Genomic DNA, 17,323 nt, shown 5'->3' with positions numbered 1-17,323 from the left:
AAAGCGCGCCGGATTCGAAACCCGGCGCGCTTTTTCTTTGAAGGATGCTGCGGTCTAGTGACCGACCGTCGCCGGCGACTTGACTTCGCAGTTCACGTCGAGCGTGGACTTGTCCGCGAACGAAAGGGTGAGAGGAATCGTCGAGCCGACCTTGAGCGGCTTGCCGGGTTCTTCGAGCATCAGGTGATAGCCCTTTGGCGCGAAGCTCAGCGTGCCGTGCGCGGGGACGTCGACGGAATCGACCGGGGACATCGTCGCCGTGCCGTTCTTGCTGTCCGACTTGTGCATCATCGTCATGCGGAAGGCGGGCGTTTGCGCGGCCGTGAGTGTCGCGGGCTTGTCGCCGTTGTTCGCGACCGTGAAGTAGCCCGATGACGGCAGGTTCGGCGGCATCGCGCGAACCCAGCAATCGCGCGCTTCAAGCGTCGCGGCCTGAGAGATGGACACGCAGGCGAGCGCGCCCGCGAATACGGCGATTCTTTTCATTGTGTTCTCACTTGACGGTGAAATTGTAGTGACCTTGCGTGCGATGGCCGTCTGCGGCGACCGCGCTCCATTGCACCGTGTAGACGCCCGGCGCCATATCGGGAAGCGCGACGCTCATGTGCTTCTTGTTGCCGGCATCGACGGATGATTGGGCGGTGTTGACCTGCGTGCCCTGGGCGTTGGTGACGATGAGCTTGCTGAAGGCCGGTTCGAGCGCCTCGCCGAAGTCGATCGCGACTTGGTGCGGCGCGCTGACGGTCGCGCCGGGACCGGGCTGCTGCAGCTTCGGCAACGCGTGCGCGAACGCGAGTTGCGCCGAGCCGATGAGCGCCAGCGCGAGCGCGCCGCGCATCGGCGATGATGATGAAAACATGACGTGTCCTTGCTTGCTCGAAAGGATGACTTCATCGCGCGATACGGCGAGCGAAGTCTCGATGTGCGAATGCGGATCAGCCGACGGCGGGCGGGGCGCGTGGTTGCGCGGGGCCGAGCGGATCGCGGCGAGGCGCGTCGGCGTGATGATGCGTGAGGAAGAATTCTCGCGGTGGCGGGGCCGCGAAGGTGTGATGAGGCGATGCGGGCGGCGTTGGCGCGTGAGCGATCAGATCGCAATATGCGCAAGCTCGCAGATGATCGACGGCGCCGTGCTTTGGAAGATGCGTATCGCGGGCGGCTTGCGTATCGGATGCGCAGATGGACGCGAGCAGCGCCTCGATGCGCGCATGCTCGAACGCCTGCGATGCGGCGGGCGCGAGCGAAAGCAGGAGGATCGCGCATATCGCAGCGAACCCCCCGATTTTCCCGATGATGCCTCGACGCAAGTGATGCATGCCGCACAAGAAGACGATGATGATGAACGAACGATTATGCCATGCGCCCTATGGCGCTTTCCCTGCATGGGAAGGCGACGCTTCGACGCATTCTTCGTTCTCTTTCTTCTTTTTCTTCTCTTTCTTCGATCGAAGCGAATGAACTATTGCGGCGTAGTCATCGATGACTTATAATCTTTTCTTCGACGGACGCGGGGTGGAGCAGTCTGGCAGCTCGTCGGGCTCATAACCCGAAGGTCGTAGGTTCAAATCCTACCCCCGCAACCATTCTTGTAGACACATTTCCGACGGTGGTTTCAATCAGTCGCTCGGAAAGGTCGTCGAAGCTGGCGTAGTAAGCCCCTCACGTAGTTCAACTGTGATCGGCCCGAAGAGGGTGGCAATGAGTTGCCGGGCTTCACTGGTGCTTCCAGCTAATACTTCCCTCAGTTCAGCGGTTCTCTGGCGCACGCGCAGCGCAATCTCTGCGTACTGGTCGCCGCTCATTTTCTTTTTTGCCAAAATTTGTTGACACGCCTCGCGTTCGGCTTCGGTGCGCTTGAACCGTTCGATAAGCGTGGGCGACACGCTGAGTTCGGCAATGGCCTGACTCAGGTTGTCCATTTCCTTCGTCAGCGCGTCAATTTTTGCTTTGGCGACCTTGGCCGCGTCCCGGTGGGTATCGTCGCGCCCGAGATATCGGCGAACGACCGGCATCTATGTCTGCCTGAGCAGGCTCGGAACACAACTCATCGCGCAGCACGCTGAGTAATCGCTCGTCGGTCTGCTCGCGATACACGGAGATGCCCTCGCATGCGTGCTTGCCGCGTTCCTTACGCGTGACGCAACCGTAGTAGCGTGGATTGATCGCTGTAAGCGCGCCGCCACACAGTGCGCAGCACAGCACGCCCGAGAACAATGTTCTCGGCGGCGCGCTTTTGCCTTTGGCGCCGGAATTCAGCCGATCGGCGCCCATGCGAGCACGCACGGCATGCCACAGGTCATCCTGCACGATGCGATAGTGGTCGCGGTGATCCGTCTTCCATTCAAGCTCTGGACGATCTTCCCGCACACGCTTGCCGCTGTCGGGATCCTTGAGCCATTGCGACCGATTCCAGATATAGACGCCGATGTAGGCCGAGTTATTGAGAATGCCCGAGCCTTTGTTCGGGCTGCCGTAGAGCGCAGAACGCCTCCACGTTCCGCCGCGCGGCGATGGAACGCCGCGACCGTTCAGATCATCGCAAATCTGGAGGGTCGACCAGCCTGCCGCGAACTTTTCGAAGATGAAGCGCACGATCGCGGCTTCTTCCTTGTTGACTTGATAGTCGCTGCCGCGCTCGGTTTTGACGCTCGGCCAGTTGCTTCTTGAGCCGGCCTGCCAGGCCCTATTCGCCCAGAACCGACTCGGCATCCTTGTTCTGGACTTGCGTAAGCAATTGGTCGATTAGCTCGTCGGAAAACAGCTTCGGTGCCTTCGGGTTCTTGCTCTTCTTCATTACGGCTGCTTCGGTCATAGGTCGTTATCCCCGTTTTCGTCTCATGACCTCGGCACACTAAAATTTTGACAGGCTCGTCGCGAGCAGTGTGCCAGAAGGCATGAGTTTTCTGGGAATAGTCTTTCCCCCTCCGACCCCTGTCAGATTTAGTCTGGCCCACGACTCCTTACTCGTCGAAGATCGTCGAGCGTGCAATGATTCGATTCTCTCCGCGCGGACAATCACACATGACGATGTCGCCATCCACCACGCCACGGGTACCGGTAAAGCCCCAGTTCGAGGCAGTTCCCAAGATCGACCCGTTCCTGCAGCAACGAGGACACGATGCGAGTCCCATGTGACGTGCAATCGGTCTTCCGCCATCGAGCATCGAGTCGTCGCCATCCAGCACGCGCCCGCCGGTGGTGGTCAGGTTTCCCTTCAAGGCAATCATCTTCGCCATACTGCTTTCTCTTGATGTGAAGTCAACTCAATACTGATCCGGCGCCTGCTGCATCATCCTCAACCGCGTCTGGCCATCGGGTGTGAAGTCTGTGCCGAAACGCACGAGTCCCTCGCGCCGCAGATGACACGCCATCGTGAAACTCAGCAGCATGCCCGGTTCCGGCTTGTTGATCTCGATGTCGATCGATTTCAAACGCGGCTCATATTCCAGCAATGTCGCCTCGATTTCGGTTTTCAGCTTATGCGCGGAGGCCGGCAGATGTCGGTAGATCTCCGACAGATCATCGAGCCCATAGTCCGGCAGATGCGCGAGCGCCTTGCGGCGGCTGTTGAGGATCCGCTGGATGTTGTCGCGCACCGAATAGAACGTTTGCTCTTCGGGCGAGTGATCGGTGATCGCCGTGCCATCGGCGAAATGTCCGGTGATTCTTTCAAAGAGACCTGGTCCAATGCGTGTCATCGTTTCGCCTTGTCGCTGATCAATGCGTCATTCGAGCAACCGACGCGTCCAGCCATCCGCTGATCCCGAACCAGACCAGCCCGACCGTCATGCAGCCGAGCGCAATGCCCGCAAGCGGCGATATACGCTGCGTCCACGCACGCGTGACTGTCGCTTTGACGACGACGGAGCTGTCATCGTCACCCGACTCTCGCACGATGCCAAGCCGCGCATCGATCGCCTGTCTAAGCCGGACCTTCGCCTCGCCGCCTTCGAGCGCGAGCTGTCCCGTGAAGCCCAGATCCAGCACCGCGCCGAAGATCGAGAGCAACGGACGCACCGGCGTCGGCTCTTGCAGCCGCTCGCGAATGCGCCGCACGAGCGCTTCGCCAGCATCGTTGGTCCCGAATTCATCCAACTGCAACGGTCGGCGTTCCCAGTCGTCGCGCTCTTCGTCGTCGAAACTGTTTAATGCCGCCTCGTCGAGCAGCGCGCATTGCGCGTATCGGGCGTCCTCGATCACGTCGGGCGCATATCCTTTCGCTTTGAGTTCGGCATTCAGCGCCGCAATCTGCGCCTTGCATGTCATCTTCAGATCGTCCGCGGACTTCTCTATGCTTTTGTCAGCCAAGTCGGCAACCGTGAGTGCGGTGTCGCGCAGCGCCACGGGCAGCAGATCGGCGTCACTATTCGATGTCATGCTGTTCACGTCGGCAGCACCGCATAGAGTTCGAGCGAGACATCCGGAATCGAAGCCGGCACGTAGAACTGACACGCGCGCGCATCGATCATGCGCTTGAACGCCGGGTGCGAGGCATCGAGCGCGAAGTACTGGTTCTCGATGCGCACCGGAATCGCCGCCGGCAGACGCGACATCGGCTTGATCGGAATGCCGGAGAGCGCCGAGTTGACGATCTGTTCGACTTCATCGGGCGCGCCCGCCTTGCACAGACGCGGGAACTGCTCGATGAGCGCATGCGCGGGCAGTGCGGCCTGCACTGAGAGGTAATAGTCCGCGTCCTCCACGAGCCGCTCGTCCTTGATCTGGGCCGTCCAGATGGTGCCGCGAACGCGTTCAAGGGCGATCGGCACCACACGCGACGGAATGACCGTATCGAGCAGGTTTCGAATGAGCGATTCCAGCTCCGCGAACACGGGCTCCGGCGCGCGATGGTCGTAGGCCGGAATTGCCTGCAACGTCTCGGTGGTCGAGAAGGTCAGCAGCGACCCCGCCAGACGCGAGAGCAGTGCATAGAGCCGCTCCGGATGCTGACTGGGCGCCTGCACCAGCCGCGCGAGCTCCGGCCACGACGAGTTCACGCTGTGCAGCAGCCAGAAGAGCGAGACATCGGCGACTGCGTAGTCGGCGATCTGGTCCGAGCGTTCGCGCCGACGTACCGCGAGGCTGGCGCTCTTGGCGCTGAGGATTTCCAACAGGCGCTTCATGCGCGTCGTCAGCATCGCACTGGCCGACAGGAACAGGCATGGCGGCACGAACGCCGCATCGACTTCGAAACGTCCTTGCGCGTTGCGAATAAAGCGCGCAACCGGGCAACTCACGTAATCGCCGCCTGCCTCGAAATCGAACAGCAGCGAGACGGCGTGGCGTTCGACGCTGATCTCTTCCTTGCCTTCTCCGTACACATCGGCGACGTGCAGATACTCGCGCACAAAGCGTCGCGGACGGGCAGGCTTCGCACCCGGCTCGATGCAGTTGCCGCCTTGCGCATCGATGAGCGCGACGCCGGCGAGCACCGTCACCGCGTCGTATTGCGAGGCGACGTCATCCAGACTGCGCGCGGCCGGCAGCCAGTCGGACGTGTCGCTGTCGATGAGCGTGCCGTCGGGCAGACGCAGCGAGAGCTTCGTGAACTGCACGCGATCGATGGAGAGTGCCTGTTTGTCGACCGCGACGTCGATCACGCCCCACGGATCGGGGCTCGCCATCTCGGCTAAGCGCGCGTTGGCGAACTGCTCCCACAACGCTTGTTGCTGGAAGTGCTGAGGCGTCATGAAGACGCCTTGCGCCCATAGGGGTCTCGATATTTTCATCTTTGATAACTTTACTGGTGTGCTAACTTTTTGCCTTGGGCATTTGCGAGGTGAGCGAGAGGCTGATGTCCATGCCTTCGATCTGGAAATGCGGCACGATGAAGAGCTTCATGCGAAAGAAGCCTGGATTGTCCTCGATATCCTCGACCGCCACGCGCGCCTCGCGTAGCGGGTGCGAGGCCTGCAAGTCGTCGCCTGGCGCGGTCATTTCGGTGACGAGCGTCTTGACCCAGGTGTTGAGTTCCAGTTCGAGCAGCCGCCGGTCCTTGGTCGTGCCGATGTTCTCGCGCTGGATCATCTTCAGATGATGCGCGATGCGCGAGAGCAAAAAGATGTACGGCAGCCGCGCATTGACGCGGCTATTGGCGCTGGCCTCCTTGGTGTCGAGGTCTTCGGGCTTCTGAACCGAGTGTGCGGAATAAAAACACGCCTCGTCGTGGTTCTGATAGTGCGATAGCGCGATCAGACCGAGATGGGCGAACTCGAACTCGCGCGTCTCGGGTACGAGCGCGTCGGTCCGAATCTTGGCGAGGTTGCCGGCGCCGAGCGCATACAGTTGCGTCGGCAAGCCCTCGACGATGCCGCCCGCGCGCGGTCCGCGAATCTGGATGCACCAGCCGTTACGCACGAAGCTGCGCACGAGGTTGGTGGCGAACGCGAACGAGGCGTTGGCCCAGAGATAGCTGTCGCTGTCTGCGTGCTTTACCGTCTCGGTGTAATTGAAAGGCTGCACCGGCGTTGTGTCGTCATCGTAGGGAAGCCGCGCCAGAAAGCGTGGCAGCGTGAGTCCGAGGTAACGCGCATCGTCGGTCCTGCGCAGACTGTTCCATCGCACATACTCGGCGCGCTCGACATAAGCGCGCACGTCGCGAATGGCGATGACCTCTTCCATCGATGCCTTGCCGAAGAACGCGGGCGATACCGCGCCGATGAACGGCATGTGCGCGGCCGCCGCGACCTTCGAGATATCGCGCAAGAGCGCGATGTCGCGCGGGCTGCGGTCGAACGCATAGTCCGAGATCAATGCCGCGATCGGCTCACCGCCCGGCGTGTCGTATTCCTCGGTGTAGGTGTGTCTGAACAGACCGCTCTGAATGATATCGGGTGCGTCTTCGAAGTCTTGCCGCAGGGTTTCCTTGTCGACATCGAGCACCTCGATGCGTACGTTCTTGCGGAAGTCCGTGCTGTCGACGAGAAACTTCAGCCCACGCCAGGCCGCTTCGAGCCGCTGGAAGTGGGGGTGATGCAGGATCGCATCGAGCTGATGGCCGAGTTGTTCGTCGAGGTTGGCGATCTCGAGGTCCACCCAGATCGGATCGAGTGCGTGGGCGGACCGGTGCGGACTGGAAGTAGGCCGAGGGGACGCGTCTAGGAGTGCCTGCGCGGTGATGTGTCGAGAGTCGGACGAGGGTTGGCCCACGATGCTTGCTTATTTTTTCAGGCGCTTGTCACGCGAGCAACGGCGTGAGCGCGAAGACTGCGTAACCGGGCGTCAGTAGTTCGATGAGGCGCAACGTATATCACGTCCGGGCGCGAGGCGCTATCGATCATTGAGAAAAATCAGGAATGCGGATGAATAAGCCTGCCTTGGGATATTTGCTGTTACAGATCGCTTGCCGATGGGATAGGATCAGGCCCTAATGCGCATCCATGCGAACTGATCACCGCTTGCCTGTCGGCAAGCTTCGATAGCAGTGCAGAAGAAGGAGTGTACGGCCATGTCCAGTGTATTGGACGCAGAAGACGCGGTAAGGCTGATGTCGAGCCTTGTGACGGGACGTCAATCTCAGCATCTCGACGTGCCGGGCGCCGAGAGCGCGGCGCTCTTGTCGGTGTCGGCGCATCATATCTCGGAAAAGATGGGAGAGCCGACCGTTTTAACGGTTCAGGTCTCCCATCCTCGTGCGGTTGCTCGTCGCGATTATCTGAACCAGGAAGCGAGTTTTTCGCTGACCTCAGATGACGGTACCACGCGCAAGTGGTCCGGGTTTATTGCGTCGTTCTCGAAGCTCAAGTCGACGAACGACTTCGTGAGCTATGAGATTGTTGTTAAATCTCACCTCGCCCGTCTTCAGGGCATTCGCGACACCAAGATTTATCAGCACCAGACGATCCCTCAAATCCTTGAGGCGATCCTGGTGCGTCATGGGTTCAAGCCGCATCAGTATATTTTCCGGCTACGGGGCCAGTATCCGCAAACGCTGTTCCGGTTCCAGTACGCTCAGGATGACCTGGCGTATCTCCAGATGCTCATGCAAAAGTGGGGCATCTACCTGTATGTGGAAGAAACCCAGTACGGCGATCGGATCGTCTTTGCGGATGACATAGATCATTACATTTACGACCCCGAGCGCATCCTCCCTTATCGTGAGAACGCAGGGCTGGAGGCGGCGGTTGAGTCGGTGTATGAACTGGCTTGCCGCAGCCATGTCGTGCCGCAAGCGATGGTGGTCGCGGACTACAATCCGGAGAAGGCTTGGGAGCGCTTCAGGGCCGAAGAGAACATCGCGCCACAAGACCCGACCACGTATGGCAAGCCGTATTTTTATGGTACAGCGCATCTCGATCAAGCCGAAGCTCAGCGCAAGGCGCAGCTGTATCACGAGGAAGCGATCTGCTGGCAGGTGCTGTTCGAAGGCCAAAGCAATGTGCAGGAGTTGCGCTGCGGCCGCGTGTTCCGCACGGACGCCGAGTTGCCTGATGCCGAAGACGGGCTGGTGGCGATCGAGGTCACGCACAGCGGCGCGCGGGATAAGGCGTATAGCAACACCTTCAAAGCGATTCCTGCGAGCCGACGCTTTCGATTAAAAATCGACGAATCGAAGTGGCCGAAAATCGCGGGGACGCTCAGTGGTCGAGTCACGAGCCCCGACAAGTATAAATATGCGTATTTGACGGCCGCCGGCTATTACGTCGTTCGTTTCGATGTGGATTTCGAGGAGTGGCCGAAGGGTGGCGAGAGCGTGCCGCTGCGGCTGGCCAAGCCATTCGCGGGCGCGTTGCAGACGGGCTTTCACTTCCCGGCGCTGGACAACGCCGAGGCGGTGATTGGATTCCGGGACGGGGATCCGGATAAGCCTGAAATCTTGGCGTTCCATCACAACAGTCTGGCAATCGATCACGTTACGAATGATCGGCGGTGGCTGTCGCGAAATGTTATCCGCACGCAGAGTAACAATAAGCTGCGGATGGAAGACTGGGCGGGCGAGGAGGGCATCAAGCTCAGCACCGAGCACTCCGGGAAGTCGCAGCTCAACCTCGGGCACCTTGTTGATTCTGATCTTAAAAAGAGGGGTGAAGGTTTTGAGCTGAGGTCGTCGGGTTACGGTGCCGTCCGTAGCGGAAAGGGCCTATACCTCACTGCCTATGATCAGCCTTCCGCGTCGGGCAAGCAGCTCGATATGCTGCAGACGATCGCACAGCTCGAGGGTGCGCTGGAACTCGCCCGGGCGCTGGCGGATTCGTCCCGTGCGGCCAAGGCTGAACCCGCCGACACGGATGCGCAACAAGCCATCAACAAAGAAGTCGATGGGCTGAAGGATGCCGCGCTGCTTGCGAGTGCGCCGGCATCAATCGGTATTGTGGCAGGTCGCGGGGTGCATGTGGCCGCCAAACAGAATATCTCGGCAGTGGCCGGCAAGAACGCTGACTTCAGTGTGATGAAGCGCTTCACGGTCGCGGCGGGTGAGTTGGTGTCGATCTTTGCGCAGAAGATGGGAGTAAAACTCTTCGCCGCCAAAGGTCCGGTGGACCTTCAGGCGCAGACCGATGCGATGTCGTTGGCTGCCGACAAAGACATGACGATCACGAGCGTGAACGGCAAGGTGACGGTTGCGGCGGCGAAGGAGCTGGTTCTCGAATGTGGTGGAGCGTTCGTTCAACTGAAGGACGGCAACGTCACGCTGGGCGGACCTAACGATCTGTTCTTCAAGGTCATCACGATTCAGAAGCAGGGGGCGGCGTCGCTGAATTCCAACTTCACCATGCCCCATGGGGCTGGCTCACTATCCGAAGGCCGTGTCGGCCGCTTCTCTGATTGAACACAGCGATTTTAAGCAATGACAGTCTCAAACAAGGACAAGAAGCATTCTGCATCTAAGCCCCCGGTGCCGGTACCGGCGGAGCCGCCGCGTCCGAAGCCGCTGAATTGGAGTTATCCGTTCGCTCCGAGCAACGGCAATGCGAGTGACCCACAGACATTTCTTTCAGCGCTGGGTCGTTCTCAAAGCGGGTACTACCCGCTCGGTGCGAACGGATTGTGGCACGGCGGGATTCACTTCGACACTGCGACAGGCGGTGCTTTGAAACAAGGCGATGGCGTGCGCGCCATTGCTGACGGTGAGGTTATCGCTTATCGGCTTGATACGACTTATCCCGAATTGAAGTACAGCGATCGGCGCATGGCGTTGTTTTCTACGGGGTTCGTCCTGCTTAGACACAAGCTGGTTCTTCCACCTGATGCAAAGCAGTCTAACGTTCCGGCCAAGCCTCATGGCGCCTCCACGAGCGCATCAGTGGCGAGCCCTGCAAGTGCGCCTGTCGCTTCCACTCCGTCGTATACGCCTCCGGCCGAAGATGTTCTGGAGTTCTATAGCCTGTACATGCATCAGCTCGATTGGGCGAGCTATCAAAGCGCTCAGTCGGATAAGAGCGCGCAAGGCGCAGGGCAAGGCGCCACGTCGTCTCAACCGGCGTCATCGGTTCGCCGGATGTCGTATTGGAAAGGTGACCGACGCTTTGTGGTTGGAGCGAAGGCAAACGCCACGCAGCGCACTCCTGCTCCGTCCGGCATAGCCTATCGCTTCGATCAACTGTCGGGCCAGGAGGACCAACAGATCCAGACAGCCGCCGACACTATGCCATCGGATGGCTTGGGCAACATCGTGGAGATGGAGGCGATACCGGACACGGCATCGGCGCGTTATTCCGCGGCACGTCTGCGGGTGAGCGCACCGCCCGTTGATCCTGCAGAGGTAAATGCCCAGAAGCCTGCACAGGGTGCGCAGGTCAGGGATCGTGCCGACGGCGAGGTGATCGGTTTATTGCCGCGAGGAGGTGAGGTTGCTGTCATCGGTGATGCGACAACCGGTTGGGCGCAACTCGCGAAGATCGTAAGTGGCTCACTGGTGCCAGTCAAGGTTGGCGATCAACTGGATCCCCGCGTGGAAATCGGTTGGGTTTCGCTTGATGAACTCGATGCGCTTATCGACCCGAATCCGCTCGATCGTGTCGTGGTGCTGGACAAGCCGTTCGCTGTCCAGGCGGGCGATGTTATCGGCTATCTGGGTGAATACCAGAACTGCAGTGACGCGCAGATTCTGCCGCCCAAGCCAAATCGACCGATATTGCACGTCGAGGTGTTTGCGGGAGATACCTTCAAAGCGTTTGTCGAACGCAGCCGTGAGCGCGCTAAGGCATTGCCGGGCACACAGCGCTCGTTGATGCTGATCCATCAGGGCGTCAAACTCGTCACGCCTGCCGATGCGGATCTGAACGTGCCTGCGGGCCAACTGCTTAAACTTGCCAAGGGCGATCCCGGCAAAGGTAAGTGGGCCAGGGTTCAGCCGATGCGCATGCCGAGCGTGCCGGACAGGAAAGGGCATCACAAGTCAAGCGGTACGGCCGCGGGGCCCGAGATGTGGGTGGAACGCGAGGCGAGCGGCAAGACGGCCGACGCGCCCATTAAGGGATGGTCGAAGTTTCCACTGCAATTGGCCAACGCGCGCCCGCCGGAGGCGGCGTTCGAGCAAGTCATTGCACGGGCCACGCTGGAGCAACTGGACGGTATGGCGCAAGACGACGCCAACGTGCGTTGGTGGAATGTCTCGGTTGGCGATAGTTCAGGCCGTAGCGCGTGGGGCTGGGTGTGTGAGGCAGGTCACCCGGGCACGGAGTGGCAGAGTCCGTGGTCGTGGCCAGGCTTCGAACTCGTTGACAGTTCGAGCATCCCGCCCGTGAACATGTTCAAGCGCTTCCTTTTCGTGACGGAACAATTGCTTGATGGGGAAGCCGAGGAGTTTAGCGCTGCTGCGGCTTCAGTCAACGCAGGCATGCTAATTGGTCGGCTTGAGAAGGCAGTCGATTGTCAGGGCGATGGTAATGGGAAAGTCACGGGCAACGAACTGCGCAAAGCGCTGGGACAGAGATGGCTTGCGAGTGCGTTATCGCATATTGCTGTGCGATACGAAAGCGAGTGGGGCGGCAGTTTGAGCAAGTGCGATGCGCTGTCTTCGTACATGGGCACTGGGCGCTACATCTGGCAGGGAGAGTTGGAGCGGATTCAGAAGCTGCAATGGTGGGATAAGGTCAAGTCGGTCAAGGGATTTCCGGCTGAACCGATCGTTTGGCATTTGCATCCGATTGGGGTGGTGGCAAATTTTATGCAAGGCGCTGCGTCGCCGGCGGATGTTTTTGAATTCCCAACGTCGGAAGGCATCTTTAGAGTTTCAAAAAAATCTTTCGATTTCATTCTTTCGAAAGAAGGCTACAAAGATCACCCGTATGTACCGGGTGGTGACCAGTCGAGCGGGGTTACGATTGGGTATGGATATGATTTGGGGCAGCAGACAACGGAGCGTATTGAAATTGATTTAGATGGAATTTTTCCGCCGACAGAAATTTCGAGGCTTCAGGCAGTTTCTGGACGTCATGGGGATGGAGCAAGACACTTGGTGACGTCTTTGGTTGATATAAAGATCACTAAAGACATGGCGCTCGCGTTGGCCGTTGTTATGAAAAAACGATATGCTCAATATACCGTCGATGCCTTTCCAGGTGTTACTAGTCTTCATCCTCATTGCCAGGGAGCCTTGTTGAGTTTAGTCATAAATCGTGGCTCCGGCATGGAAGATCGGCCTCATCAGAAAACGCGGAAACATATGCGTGCCATTCGCGATGACGTTGCAGCGAAGAATCTAAGTGACGTACCGGTACAGTTGAGATCAATGAGATCCCTTTGGGAAGGGTCGGGACAAGGTGGGTTATTGGAGCGACGGGCTCAAGAAGCCGCGTTGTTTGAAGAAGGAATTCGCTGAAAATTTCAGGACAATCTAATGTTTAAAATAATTTCCGTGTCTATTTTTATCTCATTCTTCTTGTCAAATTTGGCGTCGGCTGCTTCAATGTGTGACAGCAACATAACAAGAGAACTGGAAGATTGCGCTAAATCTAATTTTGATTTAGCTGATCAGGTATTAAACAAGCGATACCGGGAAGTTACATCCAAGCTGCCTGAATTGGATAGAACGCTTTTCATAAATGCGCAGAAGGAATGGATAAAATATAAAGAGACTACCTGTCGAGGGGCTTATGAGTCTACCTCGCCGGGGCAAGAGGCAGGAATTGATCGGTGGACGTGTCTCGATCAAATGACGAGAACGCGCACCAATGAAATTAACTATATCGACACAGGAATAGGGGCGGATGAATTTTATCGTGCATTAGATGTGGTCGCCAGATATTACGAACAGGGAGACCGTAATCGATTCATTACCAAACTTGTAGCCGACTTGGCCAAAGACGAAAACCGTGATTGGCAAATGTATGTTAGAGACACATGCGCTCTCGCCGTTCGTCGGACTCGAGAGGAAAAAGACACTTGCGTTGCGCGCCAACAATTTTATCGTTATTAATTAGTGTCGTTAAAATCTGGCGGAGCTAATCTGACTCTGATGCGCGATGAGGCGCCCTGCGCCGAAATAAGATCGGGAATGTTCAATTTGTTAGGATGAATGACGCGTGCTGGCGCTTTGTAGCGTAAGCTGTTGATCGAATTTTGTGGTGAGAAACGAGGGCCTCGTGTAGGCAAAATCAAGAAGTGATCCTTTTCGAAGAGGGACCCAAAGGTTGGGAAAGGGGCAACTCGAAACAAGTGGTTCCTTCGGGGCTAGACCTGTTAAGACGAGTTGGCGCGTCGAAGCGATTTAGCCGTCCCGATCGTTGGCCTTTACGATTTGCTGAAGTGAAAAATGAAACAAGAGCTTCTTGTTAATATCATATTGGTGTTCATGGCATTCGCTCATGCTGTGGGTTATGCGAAGGAAGAAGGCAGACCTGCTCTTAGCGATTTTGCGGCGCACCCGTATGGAGGGGAGGTAAAAATTCCCTCCTATTATAAAAAAGGTGATGATGGCTGGCGCGATAATCTGGGGAAGTCTGTCGAAGCGCCGCATGTGAATCTTGCGGCGAGCTATTTTGTGGCTGTGCACAGCTGTGGCGCAAGTTGCGGATATTTTACGCTTTCCGACTTGAGGACTGGGCAGGACGCAGCGGCGCTTGAGAATTGCGTAAGGCGCTGGGACAAAGATGGCTTGCGAGCGCCCTGCCGCATATCGCCGTGCGGTATGAAAGCGAGTGGGGCGGCAGTATGAGCAAGTGGGATACGCTGTCCTCATACATGGGTACGGGTCGCTACATCTGGCAGGGGCAGTTGGAGCGGATTCAGAAGCTGCAATGGTGGGATAAGGTCAAGTCGATCAAGGGATTTCCGGCTGAACCAATCGTTTGGCATTTGCATCCGATTGGCCTGGTTGCAAATTTCTTTTCCGATACTCCTTCGAGTACGGCACTGACACTTGAAGAAGCAAGGGTGCGTGCCTTCTTAAGGATGATCCGAGTGGGTGAGGGCACGGTTTCGCCGGTAGGGTATGAAAGATTGTTTGGCGGGCAATCATTCATCAAAGACTATGGGAAAGATTTTAGCGATCATCCACGGGTGAAGATCACACGAAATATGCGTGGAGGTAAAAGCATTACGTCCTCTGCAGCAGGCGCATATCAAGTGATGGGATACAACTGGGATGATCCAGCTAATGTGGCACGGCGGAAGCAATACAAAATCACGGATTTTTCTCCTGCTTCCCAAGATAGATATTGCGTTGTTTTGATTAAATTCGTGAGAAAGGCATTGAACGCGATTAAGAGCGGAGATCCTAAAGCGGCTGTTTTCGATCATTATTGTAATCTTGAATGGGCTAGTCTTCCGGGGAACAACTATGGGCAAGGGGGTGTTTTGATTGACCGAGTAACTGAAGAATTCAACAAATACCTTAAGGAGGAGTTGTCAGGTCGAAGTGATTTAGCAGTTCCTGTCGGTGGACTAAGAAATTTGATAGATTAAGAAATGAGAATTAAACTGATTATTTTCGCTTTCGCCGCATTATCAATTTTGGTCAACAAGGCTGGTTATGCACAAGCCAAAGACCATCCTGCCTTTAGCGACTACCCTGCACACCTCTATCAAGGAAGGTTGAAAATTCCCTCTTATTATCACAGCGATGGAGACACTTGGCGTGATGACTTAGGGAAAACCGTCGATGCACCTCATGTGAATCTGGGAGGAAGATTTTTCGCTGCGGCGCACAGCTGCGGAATGGATTGCAGGTATTTTACTATCTCCGACTTGCGCTCTGGAGAGGATGGTCTAGCGCTAAGTTTGTTCAATGCTGACGAACAACATCGATCGGTTACAAATGATGGGCGTTCTTACGTTACGGAACTGATCACGCGAGCAGACAGTTTTCTTTTTTTGGCGCGCGATCACATCGAGTCTGATGCAATTAATGGTAAAGAGTGTCGGGAACGTTATTTTGTTTTGGAAAATGATGGCAATAAGGTGTTGCCGATAAGTCGGACATTTCCAAAATGCTCTGCTTGAGCAAATACGTTCAGCCGAATTCTTAAAAAATGGGTAGGTTCAGCCGATGCGCATGCCGAGCGTGCCGGACAAGAAAGGGCATCACAAGTCAATCGGTACGGCCGCGGGGCCCGAGATGTGGGTGGAACGCGAGGCGAGCGGCAAGACGGCCGACGCGCCCGTTAAAGGATGGTCGAAGTTTCCACTGCAATTGGCCAACGCGCGCGCGCCGGAGGCGGCGTTCGAGCAAGTCATTGCACGGGCCACGCTGGAGCAACTGGACGGTATGGCGCAAGACGACGCCAACGTGCGTTGGTGGAATGTCTCGGTTGGCGATAGTTCAGGCCGTAGCGAGTGGGGCTGGGTGTGTGAGGCCGGTCACCCGGGCACGGAGTGGCAGAGTCCGTGGTCGTGGCCAGGCTTCGAACTGGTTGACAGTTCGAGCATCCCGCCCGTGAAAACAGTCGTCTACTATTGCTTCTCGGATCATGATGAAAAGAAATTCAAAACGATGCATATCGGTCACTAACCAGTAGTTGGAGATTGATTCACTATGGGAGCTAAAGTGATCACGAATTCGATCGCTTCAGCTACTCTAGAGATATTGGATTCTGCCGATATTGCTATCTATCGAATGGTTCCGCTTCGCGCGGCAATTTTCCGAAATTAATGAGATGGCAATCTAACCCCCATCAGAGTTTTCTCATGCCGTGGCCCATCCCGACGATGCTCGAGATCGAGCATCCCAAAGCCCTTTCGTGGCGCGTCTGGCTGCCGACGCTGGTCGTTATTGCATCGAGTGCGGTCGGCGCTGTGCTGTTGCTTTGGCCTCACGATAAATTAACAAACACCGCGACCTTTTGGGTTTTGCTCATCGGCGCGCCACTGGTTGCGTATTGTCTTGTGTTTGGCGTGGCGCTCGATCGTTGGGAAAGCGCGAAGGTCCAGGCAGAAGAGAAAGAGAATGAACAGGATCGCTTGGTTGCCTTATGGCGATCGTGGTGTCAACGGCATTTGCGCGTCGCCGCTGCGGTGGCGATAACCCCCGTACCTACGGTTAGCTTTGATGATGTAACCGGCGACCTGCCAGTGAACAAAGACCGCGCGAAAGGGTTGGAGTGGAAAGCTGTTAAGGCGGGAGACAAACGATACGGCAAAGTTCTGTCCGAGCTTGCTGGCAGCCTAAAGCCAGCGATAGAAAATAGACGCGAGATTGCGGTCACGCTGCTTCACGGCGAAATATCAACCGAGATAATCGGGTTCGAGAGTGAATTAAAGGGCGCGCTGGAGAAAGCCGCGCCGGATGTGCGATTTATCATGACCTGCGGGCCGATCACGGAATGCGCGCCGTGGATCGCCAAGAAGGTGGACGAGCGCGACGCTACAGTCAGGCTGATCGTTGCGACCCAGATCTGGCCCGAAGCTGATTCGCCTCACGAATTCTCCGAGGGTGTCGCAGCGATTCTGTTGGAGCCGAGGGAACCGGTTAACGCCGGCACGCATGCCAGCGGATCCTCGGCCCCTTCGGACGGCGCGCACACGAGCCGCATTTTGCGTCCGATGCCGTCGGTAACGGACAATCTCGAAGCGGAAATCGCGCAGATGGTGCAGATGCAAACCGCTCCTCAACAGCCTACGCATCTCTGGCATACGGGCTGCGACGCTGAACTGAGTGCTGCAATTCAGTCCGCGATTGAATCTGATCCCAAGCACCCCCTGGTCGAGCGCTCGTTCGACCACGCCGTTGGCCTTCCAGGTCCGGCGACCGGTTGGATCATGCTGGCGACGGCGTTGGAAGGTGCACCAGCAGGTTCCGGTCCGCAGCTCCTCGCCTGGCGCGACGCTGCCACTCAACAACTGCATCTGTGTATGATTGCGCCGCCGGCGCGAAAGCAAGATTCAGAAGGAGCACGAAGTGAAGGTTAAAAGTCGTTCATGGGGGCGGTGGTTTGGCATCGCG

18 protein-coding genes, 1 tRNA gene and 1 pseudogene are annotated in these 17,323 nt (G+C 57.3%); 10 read left to right on the top strand and 10 right to left on the bottom strand.

Annotated features, from left to right (window positions below; genetic code table 11):
• Positions 1-54 precede the first annotated feature (54 nt).
• Positions 55-486, bottom strand: a complete 432-nt coding sequence (locus tag AWB77_RS11335) for a copper chaperone PCu(A)C (protein ID WP_061134538.1) — start codon at positions 484-486, stop codon at positions 55-57.
• A gap of 7 nt (positions 487-493) precedes the next feature.
• Positions 494-859 (bottom strand): copper resistance CopC family protein, encoded by a 366-nt coding sequence (locus AWB77_RS11330; RefSeq protein WP_061134537.1) that lies wholly within the window; start codon positions 857-859, stop codon positions 494-496.
• Between the two features lie 25 nt (positions 860-884).
• Between AWB77_RS11330 and AWB77_RS37555 the strand changes: the two genes are divergently transcribed.
• Positions 885-1,490, top strand: a complete 606-nt coding sequence (locus AWB77_RS37555) for a hypothetical protein (RefSeq protein WP_445343884.1) — start codon at positions 885-887, stop codon at positions 1,488-1,490.
• A 16-nt stretch (positions 1,491-1,506) separates the two neighbouring features.
• Positions 1,507-1,583, top strand: a tRNA-Met gene (locus tag AWB77_RS11320).
• A 33-nt stretch (positions 1,584-1,616) separates the two neighbouring features.
• Here AWB77_RS11320 and AWB77_RS11315 read toward each other — a convergent pair.
• The 8 genes and pseudogenes from AWB77_RS11315 to tssC form a co-directional block, all read right to left on the bottom strand.
• Entirely contained in the window at positions 1,617-1,919 is a 303-nt protein-coding gene (locus tag AWB77_RS11315; protein WP_061134535.1) for a hypothetical protein, read from the bottom strand.
• A 16-nt stretch (positions 1,920-1,935) separates the two neighbouring features.
• Entirely contained in the window at positions 1,936-2,592 is a 657-nt protein-coding gene (locus AWB77_RS11310) for a recombinase family protein (RefSeq protein ID WP_374728686.1), read from the bottom strand.
• Positions 2,593-2,599: 7 nt separating this feature from the next.
• Positions 2,600-2,812, bottom strand: a pseudogene (locus AWB77_RS37430) (IS256 family transposase); the annotation flags it as partial.
• 148 nt (positions 2,813-2,960) lie between these two features.
• Positions 2,961-3,236 (bottom strand): PAAR domain-containing protein, encoded by a 276-nt coding sequence (locus AWB77_RS11300; protein ID WP_061134533.1) that lies wholly within the window; start codon positions 3,234-3,236, stop codon positions 2,961-2,963.
• 27 nt (positions 3,237-3,263) lie between these two features.
• The gene (gene tssE, locus AWB77_RS11295; RefSeq protein WP_061134532.1) at positions 3,264-3,698 is read right to left on the bottom strand and encodes a type VI secretion system baseplate subunit TssE; all 435 of its coding nucleotides are present in this window, start codon (positions 3,696-3,698) and stop codon (positions 3,264-3,266) included.
• A gap of 19 nt (positions 3,699-3,717) precedes the next feature.
• A complete protein-coding gene (locus tag AWB77_RS11290) occupies positions 3,718-4,377 on the bottom strand; it encodes a DotU family type IV/VI secretion system protein (protein ID WP_061134794.1) in 660 nt (219 codons plus the stop codon).
• Between the two features lie 5 nt (positions 4,378-4,382).
• Complete coding sequence (tssK, locus tag AWB77_RS11285) at positions 4,383-5,729, bottom strand: type VI secretion system baseplate subunit TssK (protein ID WP_074168873.1); 1,347 nt, start codon at positions 5,727-5,729, stop codon at positions 4,383-4,385.
• A 22-nt stretch (positions 5,730-5,751) separates the two neighbouring features.
• A complete protein-coding gene (tssC, locus tag AWB77_RS11280; protein ID WP_341844965.1) occupies positions 5,752-7,149 on the bottom strand; it encodes a type VI secretion system contractile sheath large subunit in 1,398 nt (465 codons plus the stop codon).
• 298 nt (positions 7,150-7,447) lie between these two features.
• Here tssC and AWB77_RS11275 point away from each other — a divergent pair, with 298 nt between their 5' ends.
• From AWB77_RS11275 to AWB77_RS11255, 8 genes are all read left to right on the top strand, one after another.
• Positions 7,448-9,769, top strand: coding sequence for a type VI secretion system Vgr family protein (locus AWB77_RS11275; protein ID WP_061134530.1), 2,322 nt, complete (start codon positions 7,448-7,450; stop codon positions 9,767-9,769).
• 18 nt (positions 9,770-9,787) lie between these two features.
• Positions 9,788-12,763 carry a lysozyme family protein gene (locus AWB77_RS11270; RefSeq protein ID WP_082852641.1) on the top strand — a complete coding sequence of 992 codons (2,976 nt, stop codon included), beginning with the start codon at positions 9,788-9,790 and terminating at the stop codon, positions 12,761-12,763.
• A gap of 18 nt (positions 12,764-12,781) precedes the next feature.
• Complete coding sequence (locus AWB77_RS34325; RefSeq protein WP_074168872.1) at positions 12,782-13,360, top strand: lysozyme inhibitor LprI family protein; 579 nt, start codon at positions 12,782-12,784, stop codon at positions 13,358-13,360.
• 336 nt (positions 13,361-13,696) lie between these two features.
• Positions 13,697-14,098 carry a hypothetical protein gene (locus AWB77_RS35740; protein ID WP_157694799.1) on the top strand — a complete coding sequence of 134 codons (402 nt, stop codon included), beginning with the start codon at positions 13,697-13,699 and terminating at the stop codon, positions 14,096-14,098.
• Positions 14,095-14,847 carry a glycoside hydrolase family 24 protein gene (locus AWB77_RS35735; protein ID WP_157694798.1) on the top strand — a complete coding sequence of 251 codons (753 nt, stop codon included), beginning with the start codon at positions 14,095-14,097 and terminating at the stop codon, positions 14,845-14,847. The genes AWB77_RS35740 and AWB77_RS35735 overlap by 4 nt, the downstream gene beginning before the upstream one ends.
• A gap of 3 nt (positions 14,848-14,850) precedes the next feature.
• Positions 14,851-15,384 (top strand): hypothetical protein, encoded by a 534-nt coding sequence (locus AWB77_RS34320; RefSeq protein ID WP_082852640.1) that lies wholly within the window; start codon positions 14,851-14,853, stop codon positions 15,382-15,384.
• 46 nt (positions 15,385-15,430) lie between these two features.
• Positions 15,431-15,892, top strand: coding sequence for a hypothetical protein (locus AWB77_RS11260; protein WP_061134527.1), 462 nt, complete (start codon positions 15,431-15,433; stop codon positions 15,890-15,892).
• Between the two features lie 176 nt (positions 15,893-16,068).
• Entirely contained in the window at positions 16,069-17,289 is a 1,221-nt protein-coding gene (locus tag AWB77_RS11255; protein WP_063936507.1) for a KPHS_23130 family T6SS system protein, read from the top strand.
• Positions 17,290-17,323 lie beyond the last annotated feature (34 nt).

The organism is Caballeronia fortuita (assembly GCF_001544835.2).
Lineage (GTDB): Bacteria > Pseudomonadota > Gammaproteobacteria > Burkholderiales > Burkholderiaceae > Caballeronia > Caballeronia fortuita.
Note: the sequence above shows the minus strand (reverse complement) of the source record. Positions and strands in the feature narration are given on the sequence as shown.

Excerpts from the sequence above, each read along its gene's own strand:
- AWB77_RS11335 (WP_061134538.1), bottom strand. The coding sequence starts at position 486 with ATGAAAAGAATCGCCGTATTCGCGGGCGCGCTCGCCTGCGTGTCCATC.
- AWB77_RS11330 (WP_061134537.1), bottom strand. The coding sequence starts at position 859 with ATGTTTTCATCATCATCGCCGATGCGCGGCGCGCTCGCGCTGGCGCTC.
- AWB77_RS37555 (WP_445343884.1), top strand. The coding sequence starts at position 885 with ATGACTTCATCGCGCGATACGGCGAGCGAAGTCTCGATGTGCGAATGC.
- AWB77_RS11315 (WP_061134535.1), bottom strand. The coding sequence starts at position 1,919 with ATGGACAACCTGAGTCAGGCCATTGCCGAACTCAGCGTGTCGCCCACG.
- AWB77_RS11300 (WP_061134533.1), bottom strand. The coding sequence starts at position 3,236 with ATGGCGAAGATGATTGCCTTGAAGGGAAACCTGACCACCACCGGCGGG.
- tssE (WP_061134532.1), bottom strand. The coding sequence starts at position 3,698 with ATGACACGCATTGGACCAGGTCTCTTTGAAAGAATCACCGGACATTTC.
- AWB77_RS11290 (WP_061134794.1), bottom strand. The coding sequence starts at position 4,377 with ATGACATCGAATAGTGACGCCGATCTGCTGCCCGTGGCGCTGCGCGAC.
- tssK (WP_074168873.1), bottom strand. The coding sequence starts at position 5,729 with ATGAAAATATCGAGACCCCTATGGGCGCAAGGCGTCTTCATGACGCCT.
- AWB77_RS11275 (WP_061134530.1), top strand. The coding sequence starts at position 7,448 with ATGTCCAGTGTATTGGACGCAGAAGACGCGGTAAGGCTGATGTCGAGC.
- AWB77_RS11270 (WP_082852641.1), top strand. The coding sequence starts at position 9,788 with ATGACAGTCTCAAACAAGGACAAGAAGCATTCTGCATCTAAGCCCCCG.
- AWB77_RS34325 (WP_074168872.1), top strand. The coding sequence starts at position 12,782 with ATGTTTAAAATAATTTCCGTGTCTATTTTTATCTCATTCTTCTTGTCA.
- AWB77_RS35740 (WP_157694799.1), top strand. The coding sequence starts at position 13,697 with ATGAAACAAGAGCTTCTTGTTAATATCATATTGGTGTTCATGGCATTC.
- AWB77_RS35735 (WP_157694798.1), top strand. The coding sequence starts at position 14,095 with ATGAGCAAGTGGGATACGCTGTCCTCATACATGGGTACGGGTCGCTAC.
- AWB77_RS34320 (WP_082852640.1), top strand. The coding sequence starts at position 14,851 with ATGAGAATTAAACTGATTATTTTCGCTTTCGCCGCATTATCAATTTTG.
- AWB77_RS11260 (WP_061134527.1), top strand. The coding sequence starts at position 15,431 with ATGCGCATGCCGAGCGTGCCGGACAAGAAAGGGCATCACAAGTCAATC.
- AWB77_RS11255 (WP_063936507.1), top strand. The coding sequence starts at position 16,069 with ATGCCGTGGCCCATCCCGACGATGCTCGAGATCGAGCATCCCAAAGCC.